The sequence below is a fragment of the Spirosoma jeollabukense genome (assembly GCF_054777855.1).
This window is the reverse complement of the sequence record NZ_BAAHAD010000011.1, coordinates 188678-208135: the sequence shown is the minus strand read 5'-3', so window position 1 is coordinate 208135 and position 19458 is coordinate 188678. Positions and strand designations below refer to the sequence as shown.

15 protein-coding genes are annotated in these 19458 nt (G+C 44.5%); 5 read left to right on the top strand and 10 right to left on the bottom strand.

Features of this window, described 5'->3' with window-relative positions:
- Positions 1–54: 54 nt before the first annotated feature.
- Both ACYVEA_RS28420 and ACYVEA_RS28415 read right to left on the bottom strand, forming a co-directional pair.
- Positions 55–3363: a DUF4175 family protein gene (locus ACYVEA_RS28420; RefSeq protein ID WP_461116803.1), complete on the bottom strand. Its 3309-nt coding sequence runs from the start codon at positions 3361–3363 to the stop codon at positions 55–57.
- Between the two features lie 19 nt (positions 3364–3382).
- Positions 3383–3736 carry a hypothetical protein gene (locus tag ACYVEA_RS28415; RefSeq protein WP_461116802.1) on the bottom strand — a complete coding sequence of 118 codons (354 nt, stop codon included), beginning with the start codon at positions 3734–3736 and terminating at the stop codon, positions 3383–3385.
- Between the two features lie 47 nt (positions 3737–3783).
- Here ACYVEA_RS28415 and ACYVEA_RS28410 point away from each other — a divergent pair, with 47 nt between their 5' ends.
- Complete coding sequence (locus ACYVEA_RS28410; RefSeq protein WP_461116801.1) at positions 3784–4503, top strand: ComF family protein; 720 nt, start codon at positions 3784–3786, stop codon at positions 4501–4503.
- A gap of 30 nt (positions 4504–4533) precedes the next feature.
- On the opposite strand, the gene gldJ is transcribed toward ACYVEA_RS28410, so the two are convergent.
- The 8 genes from gldJ to pdhA all read right to left on the bottom strand — a co-directional run bounded on the left by gldJ (position 4534) and on the right by pdhA (position 14390).
- Complete coding sequence (gene gldJ, locus ACYVEA_RS28405) at positions 4534–5793, bottom strand: gliding motility lipoprotein GldJ (protein ID WP_461116800.1); 1260 nt, start codon at positions 5791–5793, stop codon at positions 4534–4536.
- Between the two features lie 39 nt (positions 5794–5832).
- Complete coding sequence (mfd, locus tag ACYVEA_RS28400; protein ID WP_461116799.1) at positions 5833–9186, bottom strand: transcription-repair coupling factor; 3354 nt, start codon at positions 9184–9186, stop codon at positions 5833–5835.
- A gap of 104 nt (positions 9187–9290) precedes the next feature.
- Positions 9291–10421, bottom strand: coding sequence for an ATP-binding protein (locus ACYVEA_RS28395; RefSeq protein WP_461116798.1), 1131 nt, complete (start codon positions 10419–10421; stop codon positions 9291–9293).
- Between the two features lie 90 nt (positions 10422–10511).
- Positions 10512–10952 (bottom strand): barstar family protein, encoded by a 441-nt coding sequence (locus ACYVEA_RS28390; RefSeq protein ID WP_461116797.1) that lies wholly within the window; start codon positions 10950–10952, stop codon positions 10512–10514.
- 192 nt (positions 10953–11144) lie between these two features.
- Complete coding sequence (locus tag ACYVEA_RS28385) at positions 11145–11441, bottom strand: muconolactone Delta-isomerase family protein (RefSeq protein WP_461116796.1); 297 nt, start codon at positions 11439–11441, stop codon at positions 11145–11147.
- Positions 11442–11452: 11 nt separating this feature from the next.
- Positions 11453–12103 carry an alpha/beta hydrolase gene (locus tag ACYVEA_RS28380; protein ID WP_461116795.1) on the bottom strand — a complete coding sequence of 217 codons (651 nt, stop codon included), beginning with the start codon at positions 12101–12103 and terminating at the stop codon, positions 11453–11455.
- 127 nt (positions 12104–12230) lie between these two features.
- Positions 12231–13169, bottom strand: a complete 939-nt coding sequence (locus ACYVEA_RS28375; RefSeq protein WP_461116794.1) for a ring-cleaving dioxygenase — start codon at positions 13167–13169, stop codon at positions 12231–12233.
- A gap of 177 nt (positions 13170–13346) precedes the next feature.
- Entirely contained in the window at positions 13347–14390 is a 1044-nt protein-coding gene (gene pdhA / locus ACYVEA_RS28370) for a pyruvate dehydrogenase (acetyl-transferring) E1 component subunit alpha (protein ID WP_461116793.1), read from the bottom strand.
- 216 nt (positions 14391–14606) lie between these two features.
- Here pdhA and recF point away from each other — a divergent pair, with 216 nt between their 5' ends.
- The 4 genes from recF (at position 14607) to ACYVEA_RS28350 (ending at position 19445) form a co-directional block, all read left to right on the top strand.
- On the top strand, positions 14607–15710 hold the full coding sequence (gene recF / locus ACYVEA_RS28365; RefSeq protein WP_461116792.1) for a DNA replication/repair protein RecF: 1104 nt from the start codon (positions 14607–14609) through the stop codon (positions 15708–15710).
- A 249-nt stretch (positions 15711–15959) separates the two neighbouring features.
- On the top strand, positions 15960–16592 hold the full coding sequence (locus tag ACYVEA_RS28360; protein ID WP_461116791.1) for a TetR/AcrR family transcriptional regulator: 633 nt from the start codon (positions 15960–15962) through the stop codon (positions 16590–16592).
- Positions 16579–18231: a TolC family protein gene (locus tag ACYVEA_RS28355; protein WP_461116790.1), complete on the top strand. Its 1653-nt coding sequence runs from the start codon at positions 16579–16581 to the stop codon at positions 18229–18231. The genes ACYVEA_RS28360 and ACYVEA_RS28355 overlap by 14 nt, the downstream gene beginning before the upstream one ends.
- 86 nt (positions 18232–18317) lie before the next feature.
- Positions 18318–19445 carry an efflux RND transporter periplasmic adaptor subunit gene (locus ACYVEA_RS28350; protein ID WP_461116789.1) on the top strand — a complete coding sequence of 376 codons (1128 nt, stop codon included), beginning with the start codon at positions 18318–18320 and terminating at the stop codon, positions 19443–19445.
- Positions 19446–19458: the final 13 nt, after the last annotated feature.

Below are 19458 nucleotides of genomic sequence, written 5' to 3'. Positions count from 1 at the left end.
ACAAAAAACCGCAGACCTTTGTGCCAAGTCTGCGGTTTTAAAGTGAGATAGAAACTACTTACTCACTTTTTGCAAATACTGATTGGCTTCTTTTTTGTAAAACAAATTGTAGTTCGGCGTCACAGAGCGAAGTACTTCGACCTGCTTTGTTTTGTTCTGAAGATTCGTGGAATCAAAAAAAGCTGGTGTACTACGTTTGACTGATTTGGCTGCTTCAGCTTCCCGTTTTGGATCTTCCTCCTGTTGCTTGAGGGCTTTTTCGGATTCAAGAAGACGAGTCAAAATTTCATTCTGGCGATTGATGGTAGTTGGATTGACTCGTTTGTTGACTAAATCGGTTTCGGCTTCATCCATCTTTTCCATTAACTCTTTAACCTGCTTTTCCTGTTGCTTACCAGCCTCAGTCCCCTTTGCATTCTCCTCCATTTTCTTCAGGAGACTACGGATCATCGCTTGTTGGGCAGCCATCTCGGAGAGTTCTTCCGATAACCCCCTTCCCGATTTACCTCCTTTTTGAAGCTCTTTCATTTTTCCATTGAGTTGCTTTTGCATCTCACTCATTTCACCATCACCCGGCTTGCTGCCCTTTTTGTCTCCCTTGCCTTTCCCTGGCATTGCCATAGCATTCATTTGTTGTTGCATATTTTTCAATACGTCACTCAACATAAGTGCTAAATTATTGATGGAGGTCATGGCAAACTGCTGTTTAGAGGAAGCCATGTTTAAGCGACGGTCACGCAATTGTTGAACACTTTCGTCCATATATGACTTCATGTTCGTTAATTCTCGAGTAACAAATGATTGAATTTGTACCACACGACTAGCTAACGCGTTCAGGCTATCTTCAATGATTTTCGCATCGTCCTGTAGCTTCAATTGCTCCTGGGAAAGCTTTGTAACACGCGGATCCTGCAAACTCATGCCTCTGAAATCTTTCATCACTCGTTCCTGTCCAAAAGATAGCGTAATGAGATTATCGAGGATATTTCGTAAGTCATCCATATTTTCCTGCATCTCTTCCATTTCCGAAGACTGCATGGATTCTTTCATGGCTTTACTCATAGCTCGCATTGATTTAGCCGACTTTTTCTGAGAGGAAGCAGCTTTCTTGCCCTGGTCACTTTTCATGCTTTTTGTCGCTTCCTCCATTTCTTTTTTGATATCCTCCTGTTCTTTTTCAGAAGGATCTGGCTTATTCAAATCATCTTTTTCTGCCTGTTTCTCCAGTTCCTTTAGTTGATCCTGTGTGTTTTTAAAATCTTCCTGAGACTTCTCCTGCTGCTTCTCCTGCTCCTGAGATGTCTCGTCTTTCTTATTATTCTCCTCCGCTTGCTTCTCTAAATTATCGGCCTGTTTCTCCAGATTCTCCGCTATATTATTAACCTTCTGCTCCAACTGCATTTGCTTGAAAAGCTTTAAGGCACGGTCTAGATCACGTTCCATATTCTTCTCCTTGCGACTTAGCTTTTCGAGCATATCAGATGCTTTCTCGTCCTGCTTACGCTCCAGCAACTGCTTTAATTGTTCGTATAGCTGTTTGGATTCGGGATCCATGAGTTCGTTGAATAGCTTCTGTAGCTGCTCCATTTTATCCTTCATGGCCTGGTTTTTCTCAGCGAAGCGTTGCTGGGTATCGTTCGTTTTTTGAAGCTGTTCCTGCAGTTTCTGCACTTCCTTCATCAACTCTTCCCGCTTTTGGAGAATGTCCTGAAGTTGCTTTTTATCCTGAAAGTCGGATGTCTTTTTAGTGCGCATCCGGTCTTCCATCTGGTTCAGCTCCTTCTTAATCTCCTGCGTCTTACTTAGCGCATTGTCTATTTGCTGCTCGGTTTTCTCCGCCGATTTATCGACCTGTTTCTGAATTTCGGCATTTGATGGAATCACAAAATTTAGCTGATTCGACCGGCTGGATTTAGGCCCATTAACGCCATCGTTGTCCCATACCTGCACAAAATATTCCAATCGATCTTCCTGTCCAAGCATCAAACTATCCAGCGACCAGTTGTAAACGAAGTTCTGAGACGTAGTGGAACGATTAACGGGAATGTCCTTGCCATAGGTAGGTGACTCTTTCCCATTGCGATTGATTTTGTAATTCAACCGCATTTTTGAGAAGCCATAATCATCCGAAACAAGCCCAGAAAGGGCAATATAATTATAGGTTACTGTGTCCTGAATCCGGTCGACTGAGATTTGGGGATAGCGATCTGGAATAACCTGAACGTTGTATTGTATTGTTGATGGGGAGGAAATCTGTCCGTTTTTAAGCGAGACCGTATACTGAGCATTTTGCATCAGCCGGCGATTGAGAACAAACTTATTTGCTTCCTCCAGGTGAGCTGGTGTTGGCTTTAAGTCAGTGTTGAATCGGAAGAGAAGAGAGTCTGTATGGTCAGCTACAAACTCCCAGTTCACAACAGTTCCTTGTGGTACCAGCAGATTGCCAACGTTAGAAAGTTGTTCTGATGGTTTATTAAGATAGGCTGGATACGTCAACTGTACGTTAAACGAAAGCACAGCCGGACGATCAATCAGCGCAATTTTATACGATGGAGAATTAAAGCCAGAGGCCTCTAAATGGAAGTCTAAATCGCGTTGAAGATTATCAAAGTTATAGGTGAAAGTGTCACCTTTCTGCTCAAGCTTAAACCGTGTTCCATTCGCCACAACATAAACGGCCTGTGGTAAAACATCGCCGTTAATCTTTACCGACAATGGAAAATCTTCGTTTCGGAAAGCTTTCATCGACTTGTTTTGAACAACAAATTGAAAAGGCGCTTCTTCGACAAATTCTTTATTATAGTTAACAAGCCGCGTTGATGACTTGGTAAAAAACGCTGGATTAACCACTAAAATTAACAAGATCAACGCGAGCGGTGGAATCGCATATTTTAGAAATTGCCTGTTACGACTAATTTGTATGGCATTGGCAAATCGGTTGATCAACAACTGCTGCGACCGCTGATTAAGACTAGCCTGGAGCAAATCACTTTGGTCGGATGATATGCGTTGGAGCTGAAGTGTGTTCAGTAACTTATCCCCTACCTCTGGAAAAAAGGTCCCGATTTGTTTAGCTGCTTCATCATTAGTCAAAGGTTTATTGAGGCCATATAAGCTTAGCAGTGGTTTCCCCACCAGCACATAGAGACCAATAAGTATTGTGAGTAAAAAACCAAAAAATAAAACGCCACGTCCTGCCGAATTAAATCGTCCAACAAACTCAGCCGTGTTTATAAATAAATAACCTGTACCCAACAAGGCAATAAAAAGCAAACTGCCCTTTACCAGCTGATTTTGGAAATAGCGTCTTTTATACTCGTCAATACGTTGCAGAAGCGTTGTATAGGCAGTTGATGATTGCATACGAATTCAGGTTGAGTAGTTAAACTAGGAGAGACTCGAAATACTGAATGACGTGTTGTTTTAAGAAATTTTCCTGAGATAAGAGATCACCAACTGGAACCGGTTTTGCCAGTGTCCATTGAGGCCACCCATCTTTATCATACCCTTCAAATGTATAATAATCTGATTGGCTAAGTACTCTGCATACTGCGATGTGCATGAGGTCCTGTTTTGCTTCTTTAGAAAAACGAATAGGGCCCTTTCCAAGCTCTTGTACGCCAATTAAAAATAGAACAGCATTAAGATCAGCTGGGCGTTTTCCTACCAACGATTGAAGTTGATTAAGTAACCCTTCCCACACTTTATCTATACTTTTTTCTTCCACCACGTTCATTACGTTATTGTTATCTCTAAATTACAACGATTTATAGTATCTAACGAATGTTCTTGGTATTTCGATTTATTATTGGGCTTGTAGTCGATTTTACGGATCTCCTCTTTCCTACGCTCTGTCTAGGCTGCAATCAATCTTTAAGCGCAAACGAGCAAGTACTGTGTGCGACATGTCGAATAAACCTACCCGAAACAGGCCAGCATGTTGCTCCTTATAATCAGCACTTACTTAACAAATTTGCGGGGAAAGTGCCTATCCAGTTTGTTGCTTCTTACGTTTATTTTACCAAAGGCGGTATTATACAAAAACTAATTCATGGCATTAAATACAAAGGCCGCAAAGAAGCTGCTAAAACGATTGCGAGCTGGTACGGGCATCAATTAAGGGTAGATAGTACGCTTGTAAATAAAATAGACATACTAATTGGTGTTCCATTGCACAAGAGTCGCCTGCGGCAAAGGGGATACAACCAAGCAGACTATATTGCTCAAGGTTTGTCTGAGTCTCTTAATATACCGTGTCGAACAGATGTATTGAAACGTAACCGCTTCAAGGAATCGCAAACCAAAAAGAACAGGCTCGAACGCTGGGAAAACGTTAAAACAGTTTTTTCTGTAGAAAATTATAAAGAAATAGAAGGAAAAAACGTCGTTGTAGTCGATGACGTACTTACAACGGGGGCAACCATTGAAGCTTGTGCTATTGAGTTGCTTAAAGCGGGGTGCAAATCGGTGGGGGTACTAACAATAGCGGCCACCCATCGCTGAGTGGCCGCACAAATCTTTTATGAGAAACGCTTACTTGTTTCGACCAACGCCAATCATGGCACAACGGAAACCGATCATAGCCGTAGCCGAATCCTGATCTAAATAACGACGTGTGCCGGGTGATAACCAATACGCTACGTCGTTCCAGGAACCACCTTTATAAACCCGCAGTTTATCATCAATCAATGACTGCTTGTTTTTGGTGTCATAATTTTTCGCATCATCCATATAGCCATTCCGACGAATTGGGTTCAGGTCGTTTACATCCTGATAAGACAGTGGACGATATACGTCGTAAACCCACTCATTCACATTTCCTGCCATATTATATAAACCGAAGTCATTAGCAGGATACGCATATATTTCTGCCGTAATGATAGCACCATCATTCGAGTGGCCAGCGATACCGGCATAGTCACCGCGACCACGTTTGAAGTTTGCTAGCATCTGACCCTGTTTACGTCCTTTTTTAGGATTTCGTACTGATGAGCCGTCCCACGGATAGATCCGCTGATTGATCTGATTCTCATCCATGTATTGTGTACCAATGAGTGCTTTGGCTGCATACTCCCATTCGGCCTCCGTTGGAAGGCGATAATCGGGTAGAATCATGCCACTTTCGAGACTTGGTTTAGCTGCAGGGGTTGCCGTTGCTTCAGCCAAGGCTGGCTCAGCGTCTTTCTTGGATTTACGCTTTAGCGAGAAACCGCCTTTCTTCTTGGTGCTGGTTCCGCCTTTCGCCATTTCGTTATTGACAGCATTTGACCGCCAAACCGCATAATCACTCGCTTGTACCCATGATACGCCTACAACTGGGTAATACCGGAAAGCAGGGTAGCGTAGATATTGTGTTACGTATGAATCATTAAAAGACAGTGGATTTGCCCAAACAGTTGTGTCGGGCAGGGCTGCTTTCACAACTTCTTCAGAGGAATCGCGCGTGATGGCATTCAAATATTCGAGATAGTGAACATTGGCCATTTCGGTCTCGTCCATGTAGAACGACTGAATAGAAACCGTCCGTTCGCGGTTATCTCGGGTATTCATTACGTCCTCTTCGAGAGCGCCCATTGTAAACCGGCCACCTTCAATGAAAACAAGGTTTGGTCCAGCTTTCTGTCCCGCAAATTTTTTGACTTGGAAACCGTCTTTCTGGTTGTAAGCAATCCCCGTAGCCGTACTCTTCTTACCAGGCTGCACACTGGTCGGGTGCTTGGACTTACAGGATGCCAGGGCCGCCGTTGCCAGCAGCACAAAAGCCGCTCGTCGCAGGTGATACTTTTGAATCATTGCTCTATTTTGTGTAAAACGTAGGTGCAAAAATCGTAATTAATTCGTCAACGCCCCCATAATTTCATCTAATTGCTCAACAGAAACTACGTCGGTATGCGTAAATATGGGCCGTCCCTTCGATTCCTTTAGCGAACACTTAGCTGGGTGGCGCTTGATATACTCAATTACCTTGCCAAATTGATCGGACTTGAAGAAGTCGTCGTTCCCGTTAGAAACGAAGATCCCTTTCAGGATATTATTCTTAAGCGTCAGTTTTTCAAGGTATAACTGTTCAGCTTTCCAACGAACATTCACCATTTTGATTAGATTTTCGACCTCTTCCGGCATTGGTCCGAAACGGTCGAGCACTTCCTGACGAAAGGCCTGTAACTCATCGTTGTTCTGGAGGCTGTCCAAGCGAGTATATAACGCCAATCTTTCCGAAATATTCGATACGTAGCGTTCAGGGATAACAACCTGTAAATCTGTCTCAATCACCGTATCAGGAAGAGACAGTTTTAAGTCGCCAGGTTTCGTCTCGAACAAGTCTTTAAACTCACTTTCCCGCAACTCCTGAACCGCTTCATCCAGCACTTTATGGTACATCTCAAAGCCAAGGTCATTTACGAATCCACTCTGTTCAGCGCCGAGTAAATTACCGGCTCCCCGTATATCGAGGTCTCGCATTGCGATTTTAAAGCCTTCTCCGAGGTCAGAAAAATCTTCGAGTGTCTGAAGTCGTTTACGAGCATCGGCCGTGAGTAGGGATAAAGCAGGCGTCAATAAATAACAGTAGGCTTTCCGGTTCGACCGGCCTACCCTACCCCGCATCTGGTGCAGATCGGAGAGGCCAAAATAATGCGCATTGTTAATCAGAATTGTGTTTGCATTGGGTATATCCAAGCCGGATTCAATAATGTTGGTAGATACAAGTACGTCGTAATCGCCCTCGATAAAGCGCGTCATGATACGTTCCAGTCGTTCGCCTTCCATCTGACCGTGCGCTACACCAATTCGTGCTTCTGGCACAAGGCGCATAATCAGATTACCGATAGACTCTATATCGCTGACCCGGTTATGAACGAAGAAAACCTGTCCACCACGCCGAATTTCACTACTAACGGCATCGCGAATGGTCGCTTCGTTATATAAGTGAACTTCTGTCGTTACGGGCTGGCGGTTTGGTGGGGGCGTAGCAATGACCGATAAGTCGCGTGCGCCCATCAAAGAGAAATGTAATGTGCGTGGAATAGGTGTGGCTGTGAGTGTTAGTACGTCCACTTCCACGCGCATTTCTTTCAGCCGGTCTTTGGTTTTGACCCCAAATTTTTGCTCTTCATCAATAACTAATAGCCCTAAATCTTTGAATTTTATGTCTTTATTAACGATTCGGTGTGTTCCAATCAGAATACCAATTTCGCCCGATGCTACGTCTTTTAGAATCTCTTTTACCTGAGCGGCCGACCGAAACCGGTTGATATAATCGATTTTTACCGGGAAATCGGCCATGCGCTCCGTGAACGTTTTAAAATGTTGCATGGCCAGTATGGTCGTCGGGACAAGTACTGCCACCTGCTTATTGTCCGTCACGGCCTTAAACGCTGCCCGAATAGCAATTTCAGTCTTACCAAAACCTACGTCGCCACACACGAGCCGGTCCATTGGGTGCGGCTTTTCCATGTCGTCCTTCACATCATTGGTCGCCTTGGCCTGATCAGGCGTATCCTCGTATAGAAATGAAGATTCGAGTTCGGCTTGCAGGAAGCTGTCGCGACTGTAGGCGTAACCCGGCGAAGTGCGACGTTTGGCATAGAGTGCAATCAGTTCGCGGGCAATATCTTTTACCTGCTTTCTAATACGTGATTTTTTCTGCTCCCATTCCTGTGAGCCGAGTTTGCTCATGGTCGGTGGACCACCTTCTTTTCCACTGTATTTAGCGATCTTATGCAAACTGTGGATACTGACCAGCAGAATGTCGTTATCGCGGTAGATGAGCCGTATAGCTTCCTGCTCATTTCCAGCATGATCTACTTTTTCCAGACCGGCAAATCGCCCGATACCGTAGTCTACGTGCGTTACGTAGTCACCAGGTTGAAGTGTTTTCAGTTCACGTAGCGTCAGGGCTTTTGACTTGGAAAACTTGTCCTGAACGCGATATTTATAGTAACGATCGAAAATCTGGTGATCCGTGAAACAGGCTATTTTCAAGGCATCGTCCATGAAGCCTTCCCGCAGCCCAATGTTCATTGGATGAAACTTGACGAAGGGGTCAAGTTCCTCAAAAATTGTGCGGAGCCGGTCAAGTTGTTTGAATGATTCAGCCGCAATAATATTAGTGAAGCCTTTGGCTTGGTTATCGCCCAACGTATCGACCAGGCGTTTGAAATCTTTATTAAACGATGGCTGTGGTTTGGAACTGTACTGCTGTCGCCCTTCAGTTTTGAAGTAAAATTTACGACCAAACTCGACTGTTCTGAATCGCTTGATATCGTTCAGGAACGATCGGCGGGTTTCGAAGAGGGCATTCGGATCAGATATAACCTGAATACCGCCACTATTCGCTAGTACGGATGCAAAGCTCTGTTCAGCTTTTTCGAAACACTTTTCTATAATCTCAAGTGTGAACTCAACATCTTTCGCCCAAATCGTGGTTGCCTCGGGCAGAAAACTGAAAAATGGCTCGCGGGTTTCCTGGGTAAGTTTGGTCTGGATGTTGGGAATTATGTTGATAAACTCAACTGGGTCGGTAGAAAGCTGTGATTCCGGGTTGAATTTGCGGATACTCTCCACTTCATCGTCGAACAAATCAATCCGAAACGGAAACTCGCTAGCGAACGAAAAGACGTCAATAATTCCCCCACGTACTGAAAACTGACCGGCTTCATAAACGAAGTCTGTCTTCTCAAATTCATAAGTCTGGAGCAGTTCCGACACAAAATGCGTATCGAGCTTCTCCCCTACCCGGATCGTCAATGTGTTCGCCTGTAATGACCGTTTATTGATAACCCTCTCCGAAAGTGCCTCGGGATATGTCACCATCAACAAGCCATCTTTCGGTGCCGGGTTGAGTTTGTTGAGCACTTCGGCGCGCATCAGTATGTTGGCATTCTCAACCTCTTCGTATTGATACGGCTTTTTGTAGGACATCGGAAACAACAACACCTCACGAGTCAGCAGGTTTTGCAGGTCATTGAAGAAGTAGGAAGCTTCGTCCCGGTCAGTTAATATGTAGAGGTGATTGCCACCTACTGATTTAAAAATGGCTGAAGCAAGGACCGCATCCAGGCTTCCGGCTAATCCTTTAATTTGCAGCCGTTGCGGTTCAGAAGCTGAGGTTCTACTAAACGGTTCGGCCAGCAATTTTATAAAACTATCATCGGCATATAGGCCGAGCAATTCTTCTGGTTTCAAGCGAATTCAGGTTGTATGTCAAATACGAAAAGCCGCTGGAAGAGCATTCCGGCGGCACAAAAAGATAACAGCAGGTTTTGGAAATTTGTTGCTTTCTGCCTGACTTATTCGACACCAACGAATTCAAAAAAGTTATCCTTCGTTATGATGGCGGTTTTGGTTGGATGATACGCTTCCCGAAACGCTTTGGGAAATCGGGCTTTGGTTTTAGCGTCCCATTTGAACGCGTAGGCAGCTAACGATTCACTGCGTTCTTCCACATAGCCGATCTCCTGCTGCGCATGGGTTCGCCAGAAATACCGACCGATTTCTGTGTTTTGATACGTAGTAAATTTAAGGCGTTCGTTTATTAGAAAGTTCTCCCATAAGGCCTCAGTATCATTCCTATTTTCTATTGTATTGAATTGATTAATGACCGCGTTCCGCAGACCATTATCATAGAAATACAACTTCCGACTTTTTTTGAGTTCATTTGGAAGACTGCGATTGAACGAAGGCAGGTTGTGTATAATGAAAGCCTTTTCTAATAGTTGGACGTATTTTTCCACTGTCTGATTATCCAGATCGCATAGTCTCCCTAACTCATAATACGACACCTCTTTGCCAATCTGCCAGGCTATCGTCTGGACCAGCTTTTCTAATTTTTCGGGCTTTACTATTCGCTCCCAAACAAAAATATCTTTGTATAAAATTTGGTCAGACATCTGCTTGAGCCGGCTTATTTCCTCACCTGAACTAGTGACGATATCAGGGTAGTAGCCGAAAATCAACCGATGGGTCAACTGTCGTTTCTCCTCCAGTAACCCATGATGCTTGACCATTTCACTAAATGAAAGCGGGAATAATTTAAACTCCCAATTCCGACCAGTTAGTGATTCACTGTTTTTGTCAGCCAAAGCAAACGACGCAGACCCAGTTACAATCACCTTCACTTGTTTTAAGTTGTCGGTAATCAGTTTTATTAACTGGTTGATATTTTCTGTTCGCTGAGCTTCTTTGATAATTAGCGTATTTGCCTGGCCAATTAACGGACGTAATCGTGCCGCTGTTAACCCCTGTAACAACTCACGTATGTCGGCATCATCGCCGTTCCACCACAAGACAGGTGGTTTGAAATTTGGCTCTAATTCGTTGATTAGTGTGCTCTTCCCAACACCACGAGGGCCTGACAGTATAACTGCTTTTGGGCCCGAAATGCGTTTTTGAATATGTTCTTTAATATCCCGTAAAATCATAAAAATTGCGATTCAATTCGCAATAATACTATTTATTAATGTGAATGAATCGCAATTTTTATGATTTTACAGCTAAACTTTTTCCTTCAGCTATATTTCTTCTAGTGATGCATAATCGATATTTACTGTATCTAATAGTTGGCGAATACGTGGACTGTCTTCAAAAACGATTACTATTTCTTTTTTGTACTCCAGTTCATCATCTGTCCATTTCCAGTCTTCGGCGCACGCATCCAAAATATTCAATACGTTACTTACCTTGGCAGGATCGCGTTCTTTACTGACAAAATCATTCGTATTGGTGAAATATAATACAATGCGTTCATCTTCAATCCATTGTAAATCATTCAGAGCGTCATTCAATTCGTCCAGGTTGAAGCCGAAATCAGGAATTTCAAGTAAGTCCGCTATTATTTCATAGAACTGCCGCAACGTAATTGCCTTTTTTCCATCAATGTGGGCTATAAAATCGTTCGCGAAATGTTTTTCTAACTCCCGTTCAGATTGGCAGATAAGCGTATTCGGTGTCATTCGATTTTTTATAAAACTGTGAATACGATTATAACTAGTAGATCGTTCCACGTGGAACTGATAATCAGCCAGTTATAATTGTATGTAACCACTTAAATCCTGGTTACATAGGTGTTTTTAGGTAGATTTTACTCACAAAAGTACAATTAATAGGTATAAAAAAATCCCCTCATTGAGGGGATTTTTTCGGATTCAATTCAATGAAAAGAGAGGAATGCGAGCGGCAACCATATTGTGAAACATCAGCTCGGTGATCACAGGTGTCATATACTTTATAAGCGGAAATTCCGAAATTGATTCCATCACCTCTAATTCTGAATCGGCTTTGAAAATACACCACAGTTTCTGGCGGTCAATCGAAAGGGAGTAGGATAGTAAAAATCCCTTTTCCATTAATTCTTCCACTTTGAGCCGTTGTGCTGGAATCCGATTTTCGAATCCTTCATCCATGACAGCGGGAAGGTCAAATTCAACCATGTACTGGCTCATAGGCATTGCTGTTAAATAGTAGCCGGACGTTGCTGGTCCCCGGCTATCAGCAAATTAACGATGTTTAGCTCATCTTCGTTGATTGAATGCGAAAAATTTGGATACAATTTTGCCGTTACGTCGGCACCCATCCGTCGAAAAACGTTCTCAGATTCTAAAACACGTTCTTTCGGAACATGCGAATCGTGGTCGCTACATCCCAGAAAAATAGGCGTATTGCTGAAGCTTCCTTCGTAAGAACGTGGCGTTTCGGCCGGGCCGATCAACCCACCACTCAATCCAAAAATTCCACCGTATTCCATGGCGTTGCGTGCTACGTATTCCAGCATCAGACAAGCTCCCTGTGAAAAACCAAGCCAGTAAATCTGAGGTAATTTGAAATTGAAATCGGCTTGTAACCGAGCCCGGAGGCTAGCCAAAACTTCTAATGCTGACGATAAGTAAGGTTCGTTTTCGGCCAAGGGTCGCAAGAAAGAATGCGGATACCAAGTATTACCTTGGGCTTCGGGTGCGATAAACGCAAAGTCTTTATCTTGAATATATGTCGAGAGAGACAGCATGTCACTTGCCGACCCGCCCCGTCCGTGAACCATAATCATGACTTTGGTTGCCTCTTCCAAAGGCGTACCAGCCATGCGAGTATTGTTTGGGTTATGTATCATACTTGTAGGGTAAACACCGAATCAAGGGAGAAAATCTAGTAATCAACATTTTGCAAGTAGCCTTCGACCACTGGTCAATCCTCCATTATCTAAGTGAAACTCTCTGTTAACTCTGTGTTTCAAAAAATTATTTTATAATAATTTCTGGTAATTCGGCTTCGATCTTAGCCCGGCGAGGTTCATATTGTGGCGGTAATTTGAGGGCTGTACCTAATTCCGAAAGAGGCTCATCGACCATAAACCCTGGAGGATTCGTGGCAACTTCAAACAGAATTCCACCTGGTTCGCGGAAGTAGATGCTGTTAAAATAATTACGATCCTGAACGGGGGTAACATGATATCCGCCCACCTGCAACTGCTCCTGAATGATCAACTGCGTTTCATCCGAATCAGTTGAGAACGCTACGTGGTGAACCGAACCGGCACCCTGTAAAGAGTGAACATCTTTAGGCGAATGCAATACGTCCACAAAATTACCTGAACCACCAATCCCGGCTTTGAACCGGAAGCGACCTTCCTCCTCCCCTACCAACGTATGCTGCATAGTTTCGGTCAAGAGTTTAATGGTACGATCAGGATTTACTTCGTTTAAGGTAACTGTGTGGAAACCACGAACAGCATACTCCACAGGAATCCGGCCGTTGTCCCAACCGGAGCGTTGATCGTCATCGGTGAAGACAAGCTCGATGCCCATACCGTCAAAATCTTCAAAACGCAGATAGGTTTCTGAGAAGCGATTGTATGGACCCGCGTAAGGAACGTTACGTTCATGTAGACGATCCATCCAAAAACTGAGCGATGCTTTCGGCACTGAAAACGCTGTGTAAGTCAACTGCCCGACGCCTTTCCGGCCACGAGGCAATTTTCCATATGGGAAGAACGTCAGAATCGTACCGGGCGAACCGGTTTCATTGCCATAGTAAAGATGATAGACATCTGGCGCGTCGAAGTTCACCGTTTTTTTGACCAACCGGAGGCCAAGAATATCTGTATAATAATCAACGTTACGTTGCGTATCGCCGGCTAATGTGGTAACGTGATGAAGGCCATTTATGAGCGTTTCCATAAGTTTGAAAGAAGCTAAAGGGTGAAAATATTATAATTAAAAATAAAATGTCATTACATTTAATGTATATACATCTAATTAAGAAAAACAGTTCAAATAAAAAAAGTCCGAGTTGTATAACCCGGACTTTTTTTATTTTACCCAAAGCTAGCAGGGGGCAAACGATATAGAATAATATTACTCCGTGAGAAACGGATAGTCCTTCTGCATATAAACATCTTTAAACGCTTCTTCAGGATCGGGATAAGGAGACTCTTCTGCAAACTTAACAGCCTCATCGACGATGCCCTTTATCTTCTGATCAATGGCAGCTAGATCTTCTTCAGTAGCCATACCCAGATCCAGGATTTTGTGTTTAATGTTCTCGATAGGATCACGTTGTTTGTACTCTTCAACCTCGTCTTTTGAACGATACTTCTGCGGGTCAGACATAGAATGTCCACGATAGCGATACGTACGGAACTCCAGGAAGGTTGGGCCTTCGCCAGCCCGGGCGCGTTCCGCAGCCCGACTAACCGACTCGTAAACGGCTTCAACACTCATGGCGTCGACAGGCTCGGACGGCATGTCATACGCTTCGGCAAGCGTGTACAAATCTGTTACATTTGAGGTGCGGGCAACCGACGTACCCATGGCATAGCCGTTATTTTCTACAACGAAAATAACGGGCAATTTCCAGAGCATAGCCATGTTGAACGCTTCGTGAAGGGCACCCTGCCGAACAGCACCATCGCCCATAAACGTGATGCAGAGGTTACCTGTCTTATTATATTTCTCCGAGAAAGCAATTCCTGCGCCCATTGGAATTTGAGCCCCAACGATGCCGTGTCCACCTACGAAATTAACCGACTTATCGAAGATGTGCATCGAACCACCCTTGCCTTTTGAAGAACCGGTTTGTTTGGCAAACAGCTCGGCCATGATAGCGTTTGGACTGGAACCAAGGGCGAGTGGAATACCATGGTCACGATAAGCTGTGATCCATTTATCATCTTTCGTTAGCGCCGAATATGAACCCGATGAACAGGCTTCCTGACCGATATAAAGGTGACAGAATCCCCGGATCTTCTGTTGACCGTAGAGTTGACCAGCTTTCTCTTCAAATTTCCGCTGCAACTGCATCGACTCATACCAGTACATATACCGTTCTTTCGGATGCACCGTTTTTTCGGCTTTCATTGCCTTTCCGTTTTGTTTGGTTTTCTCTTTGACGCTTGCCATGAGGAATGAAGTTCGATAAAATCAATAATTGCTGTCTGGCAGCCAACCGCCAGAGCACTGTGTTAGCAGCGTGGTGCCAACTGGTTAGGCGGGCTGTTTCTACTAACAAACCGACCGTATCTTTGTTGCCAATATCAACTGATCATTCCAATTAGTAAGCTAGAGTATCAATTGACTGCCGCGAAATTACGCATTATCGCGTTATGCGCTATACCTATGTACCTCGAAAAACTAAGCCTGACCAATTTTAAGAACTACGAAGATGGCCGGTACACCTTTGGACAACAGGTAAACGTGATTGTTGGCCCCAATGGTAGTGGTAAAACCAATCTGTTGGATGCCATTTATTTCTTGGCCCTGAGCAAAAGCGCTTTTCAAAGTCAGGACGCACTAAGTATTCTGCATGATGCCGACTATTTCATTATTGATGGCATTTTCGAAGAACATGACGATCGTAAAGTACAGATAACAATTAGTTTACAGCGAGGGCAGCGGAAAGTATTGATGGCCGACAAAAAGCCCTACGAACGTATCAGTGAGCACATTGGCCGGTTTCCGGTGGTGCTGGTTGCCCCGAATGATACGGATCTGGTACGGGAACACAGCGAAGACCGGCGGCACTTTTTCGATGGTGTACTCTCTCAACTCGATGCAGAGTACCTACGCAATTACCTGATGTATCAGCAGATACTGAAACAACGTAATAGTCTCCTCAAACTTTTTGCAGAACGTAGTCAGGTTGATAATGACTTGCTTGATACGTATGACGAGCCCTTGCTTGATCTGGGAAAAAAAATTCATGATCGACGTCGGCGGTTTGTCGAGGAGTTTCTTCCCAGTTTTCGAGCGCATTACGCCTACCTGAGCGATGAACGGGAAGAGGTAACAATAGTATATGAGTCAGAAGTAAGTAACCCGGCCTTTGCTGATGAATTCCGCCATTTCCGACGACGCGACACAGTCCTGCAACGAACAACGATGGGTATTCATAAAGATGACTACTCATTTATGATTGATTCTGGCAATGGTCAGCCGGTACTACTTAAAAAATTCGGATCACAGGGACAGCAGAAGACATTCGTTATCGCTCTGAAGCTAGCCCAGTTCGATGCGTTGCAGGCTGAAAAAGGAATCAAGCCACTACTCCTGCTGGATGATATATTCGACAAGTTGGATGATCGACGCATCGGAAAACTGATCCAGCGAATGGACGAGGGTGCTTTTGGCCAGCTTTTCATAACGGACGCCCGCCCGGAGCGTACCCGTGAACTACTTAACAAAGTAGAAGCAGATATACGGTTTTTTGAAATAGGTGCCTAAATAGCTAGTATTGAAGTATAGAAATTTCGTAAATGGTATGGCCCTTTTTGGTTGGCATCTAGTATCTTAGTAAGGCTTTATCTCTGCTACGTCCTCCTTTTTAGAGCCCGTCGATTTAGAAATTCGTCGGGCTTTTCCGCTGTTTCACGCCACCAATCAGGCCGTTCATCACTTAATACAAAAAGGAAATGGAAACCAAGAACTATATTTGAGTTTCCTAAGTTCACCCTCCAAACGTTCTATTATATAATGAAGGAGAGGATCTTAGAAGAGACCGAGCGGTTATTTTGGAAATATGGGGTGAGATCAGTAACGATGGAAGAAATCGCCAAACAGCTGGGTATTTCTAAGAAAACGATCTATCAACATTTCGCAGATAAAGAACAGATTTTATACGAAGTACTTCAGGACAAAATAGGCAAACATCAGTCGGAAATGGCTTGTGCAGTTGTGGAGACAACGAACCCGGTTGAGGAAATAATGAATGTTCTGAATATGATGCAGAAAAATGCCGATCAGATTAGTCCTAACTTGCTCATTGATATTAAGCGCTATTATCCACAGGCATTTGTCTTATTTCGCAAATTCAAGGAAGAACATATTATGCGATCAATTCTTGAAAATATTCAAAGAGGTATTGATCAAGGGCTGTATCGCGCTGACATAAACCCCGATATTTTAGCCCGCTTACGGGTCGAGCAGATTGAGTTAGCTTTCGATAATGACATTTTCCCGACGGATCAGTATACCATGCACGATATTCAATATGAGTTGATGCATCATTTCATCAGAGGTATGCTAACCGATAAAGGTTTCACCATTTACAATCAGTATGTTCACATTAAGAATGAGTTCAATCTTCCTCTTTATGAAAAAAAGTAGTTTACGTTTGATTGCTGTTCTTTGTTTATCGACAAGTTGGCTTAGGGTGGCGGCACAAGTACCTACCCAACCATCTGTTGGTCAACAACCTACAGGAGCAATTGGCAGTGGTCAGCAACCGGGTGCCCAGCAGCCCGCTGCAACCGGAGTGATCGTGGCACAGCCTGGGGTGGCACCTGGAACGGGCGTGGCTGTGCCCGGACAACCGAGTAGTAATGCAACGGGTACTACTCCGTCATTGGACCCGGCTGCTGGGCCTGTAAACCTTCAGCCCAGCGTTATTTCCACCTTTAATTCGGGTTTGGGACTCGCTCCAACGGGACTTACGCCTTCGGGTCGGCCAACCAATGGAAAAGGATTTACGTTACAGGAAGCGATTGAGTTTGCTATACAGAAGAACGTTAGCGTACGGAATGGTCAGCTCGATGCTGTAAGTTCTGAAGCGCGTATTCGGGAAATCAGATCATCAGCGTTGCCGCAAGTGACCTTTAGTGGTTCATTGACGGACAACGTTATTATTCAAAAAGCATTTTTACCCGCTAACACGTTCGACCCAACCGCACCGGCTGATCTTTCTATACCTGTAAAATTCGGCGTTAATTATTCGGCCAACGGAAGCGTCAATTTGAATCAGGTAATCTATAGCGCCAGTCTAAACGTTGGCTTACGGGCGGCCGCTACGTATCGTGAACTGGCTCAACGAAATTTACAGAGCACCAAAGTGACGGTAGCTGAACAGGTAGCCAAGGCGTATTATGGGGTGTTGGTGGCGGTGGAGCGGGCTAAGCTACTCGATTATAACATTACCCGGCTCGATACATCGCTTAATGAAACAAGAGAGCTGAACCGGCAGGGATTTGTTGAAAAATTAGACGTTCAGCGCCTGGAAGTACAGGCAAATAACTTACGGGCCGAGCGTCAGAACGTACAGAACCTGATCGAGCTAAGCTATACCCTGTTGAAGTTCCAGATGGGCTTGGGAGTGAATGATGAAATTACCCTGTCAGAGCAATTGCAGGATAGAACTGTTGACGACCTAAGGCCACTCGTTTCGGCGGACCCTACTTTTCAATACCAAAGTCGAATCGAATACTCAACGCTGGAAACGCAGATAAAACTGGCCGAGCAGGATATCGAATTGACGCAGAAAGGGTATTATCCGTCTCTGTCCGGATTTGCTAACTATGGGTATAACAGTGGACGTAATGGATTTGGCCAGCTAATTACCGCTCCCTGGCTCAACTTTGCTACCATAGGTTTGAGTTTGCAGGTACCCATTTTCGATGGTTTTCTAAAGCGCAGCCAGATTGAGCAGAAACGCATTACTTTGCAAAAAGCCCAGAATAGTGGCGAACTGCTACGTAATTCGATTGACCTGCAAATCCGGCAGGCGAGTATTACGCTAAACAACGGCCTGCAAACCCTGCAAACTCAACAACGTAACCGCGATCTGGCGCAGGAAATTGTGCGGGTGACGCGGGTGAAATACAAAGAAGGTGTTGGCTCAAGTATCGAAGTACTGAACGCCGAGGCATCGCTTCGGGAAGCTCAGACCAATTATTTCGGCTCCTTGTATGATTTCCTGATTGCGAAAGTTGATCAGGACCGATCGCTCGGCCGACTCTATGTGGGAAATTAGTCCTCGATTTTTTGCTATTCTGTTCCTAAATGAACTTTAAAATTCCTCTGGCAAAAGCAGAGATTAAAACATTCAAAACATATACAATGAAACCATACTACGCAATTGCCCTGGTTAGCCTGCTGGCTGCCTGTTCCGGGGAGAAAAAAACTGGTGTTGAGGGTAAACGTAATGAGCTTGCTGAGTTGAAGACGCAGGAAGCCGAACTAACCGCAAAGATTAAAGCGCTGGAAACGGACTTGAAAAAACTTGATCCGACCAAGAAAGAAGAAGCTCGTACAAAAGACGTACAGGTAGCTCCCCTAGCGGCCAGTACGTTCCGGCACTTTGTGGAGTTGCAGGGCACCATCGACGCTAAAAACAATGTACAGGTATCGCCAAAGTCGGGTGGGGTTGTTACGGCGGTTTACGTGAAAGAGGGCGATTATGTGAAAGCTGGGCAACGTATTGCTCAGGTCGACGATCAACTTTTGCGCGAGTCGGTATCTGAAGTAAAGACGCAGCTTTCCCTGGCGAATACCGTATTCGAAAAGCAGGAAGCTTTATGGAAACAGCAAATAGGGACAGAGATTCAATATTTGCAGGCCAAGAATAACAAAGAATCTTTGGAGCGCCGGATGTCGACGCTTAATGCTCAAATAGGTCAATCGACTGTAACGGCTCCCATTGCGGGCGTGGTGGATCAGGTTAACGTGAAAGTTGGCCAGTCGGCGGCCCCTGGTATGGGCCTGGTTCGGGTTGTTAATCTGTCGCAACTGAAAGTGGTTGCCAAGGTAGCCGATTCGTATGCGGGCAGTGTTCGGAAGGGTGATGCGATAACAGTTGAGTTTCCGGATCTGCAAAGGACGCTAAACTCACGTATATCGTTTGTGGCCACAACGGTCGATCCGCTCAGCCGGACATTTACGATCGAAGCTCCGCTACCATCGGACAACGCACTGAAACCCAATATGCTGGCCAGAATTAAAATTAACGATCACACACTGGCAAAAGCCATTGTTATCAATCAGAATCTGATTCAGAGTACGGAGAATGGCCAATTAGTATACGTAGCGGTCAATGAGGGTGGCAAAAAAATAGCCAAAGCGAAGACTGTGAAAACGGGTCAGTCCTATGGTGGAAAGGTCGCTATCACAGAGGGTTTGAAAGCAGGTGATCAGATAGTTACGGCCGGCTATCAGGATTTGGTGGATGGCCAACCCATTAGTTTTTAGTTGAACTCTAACC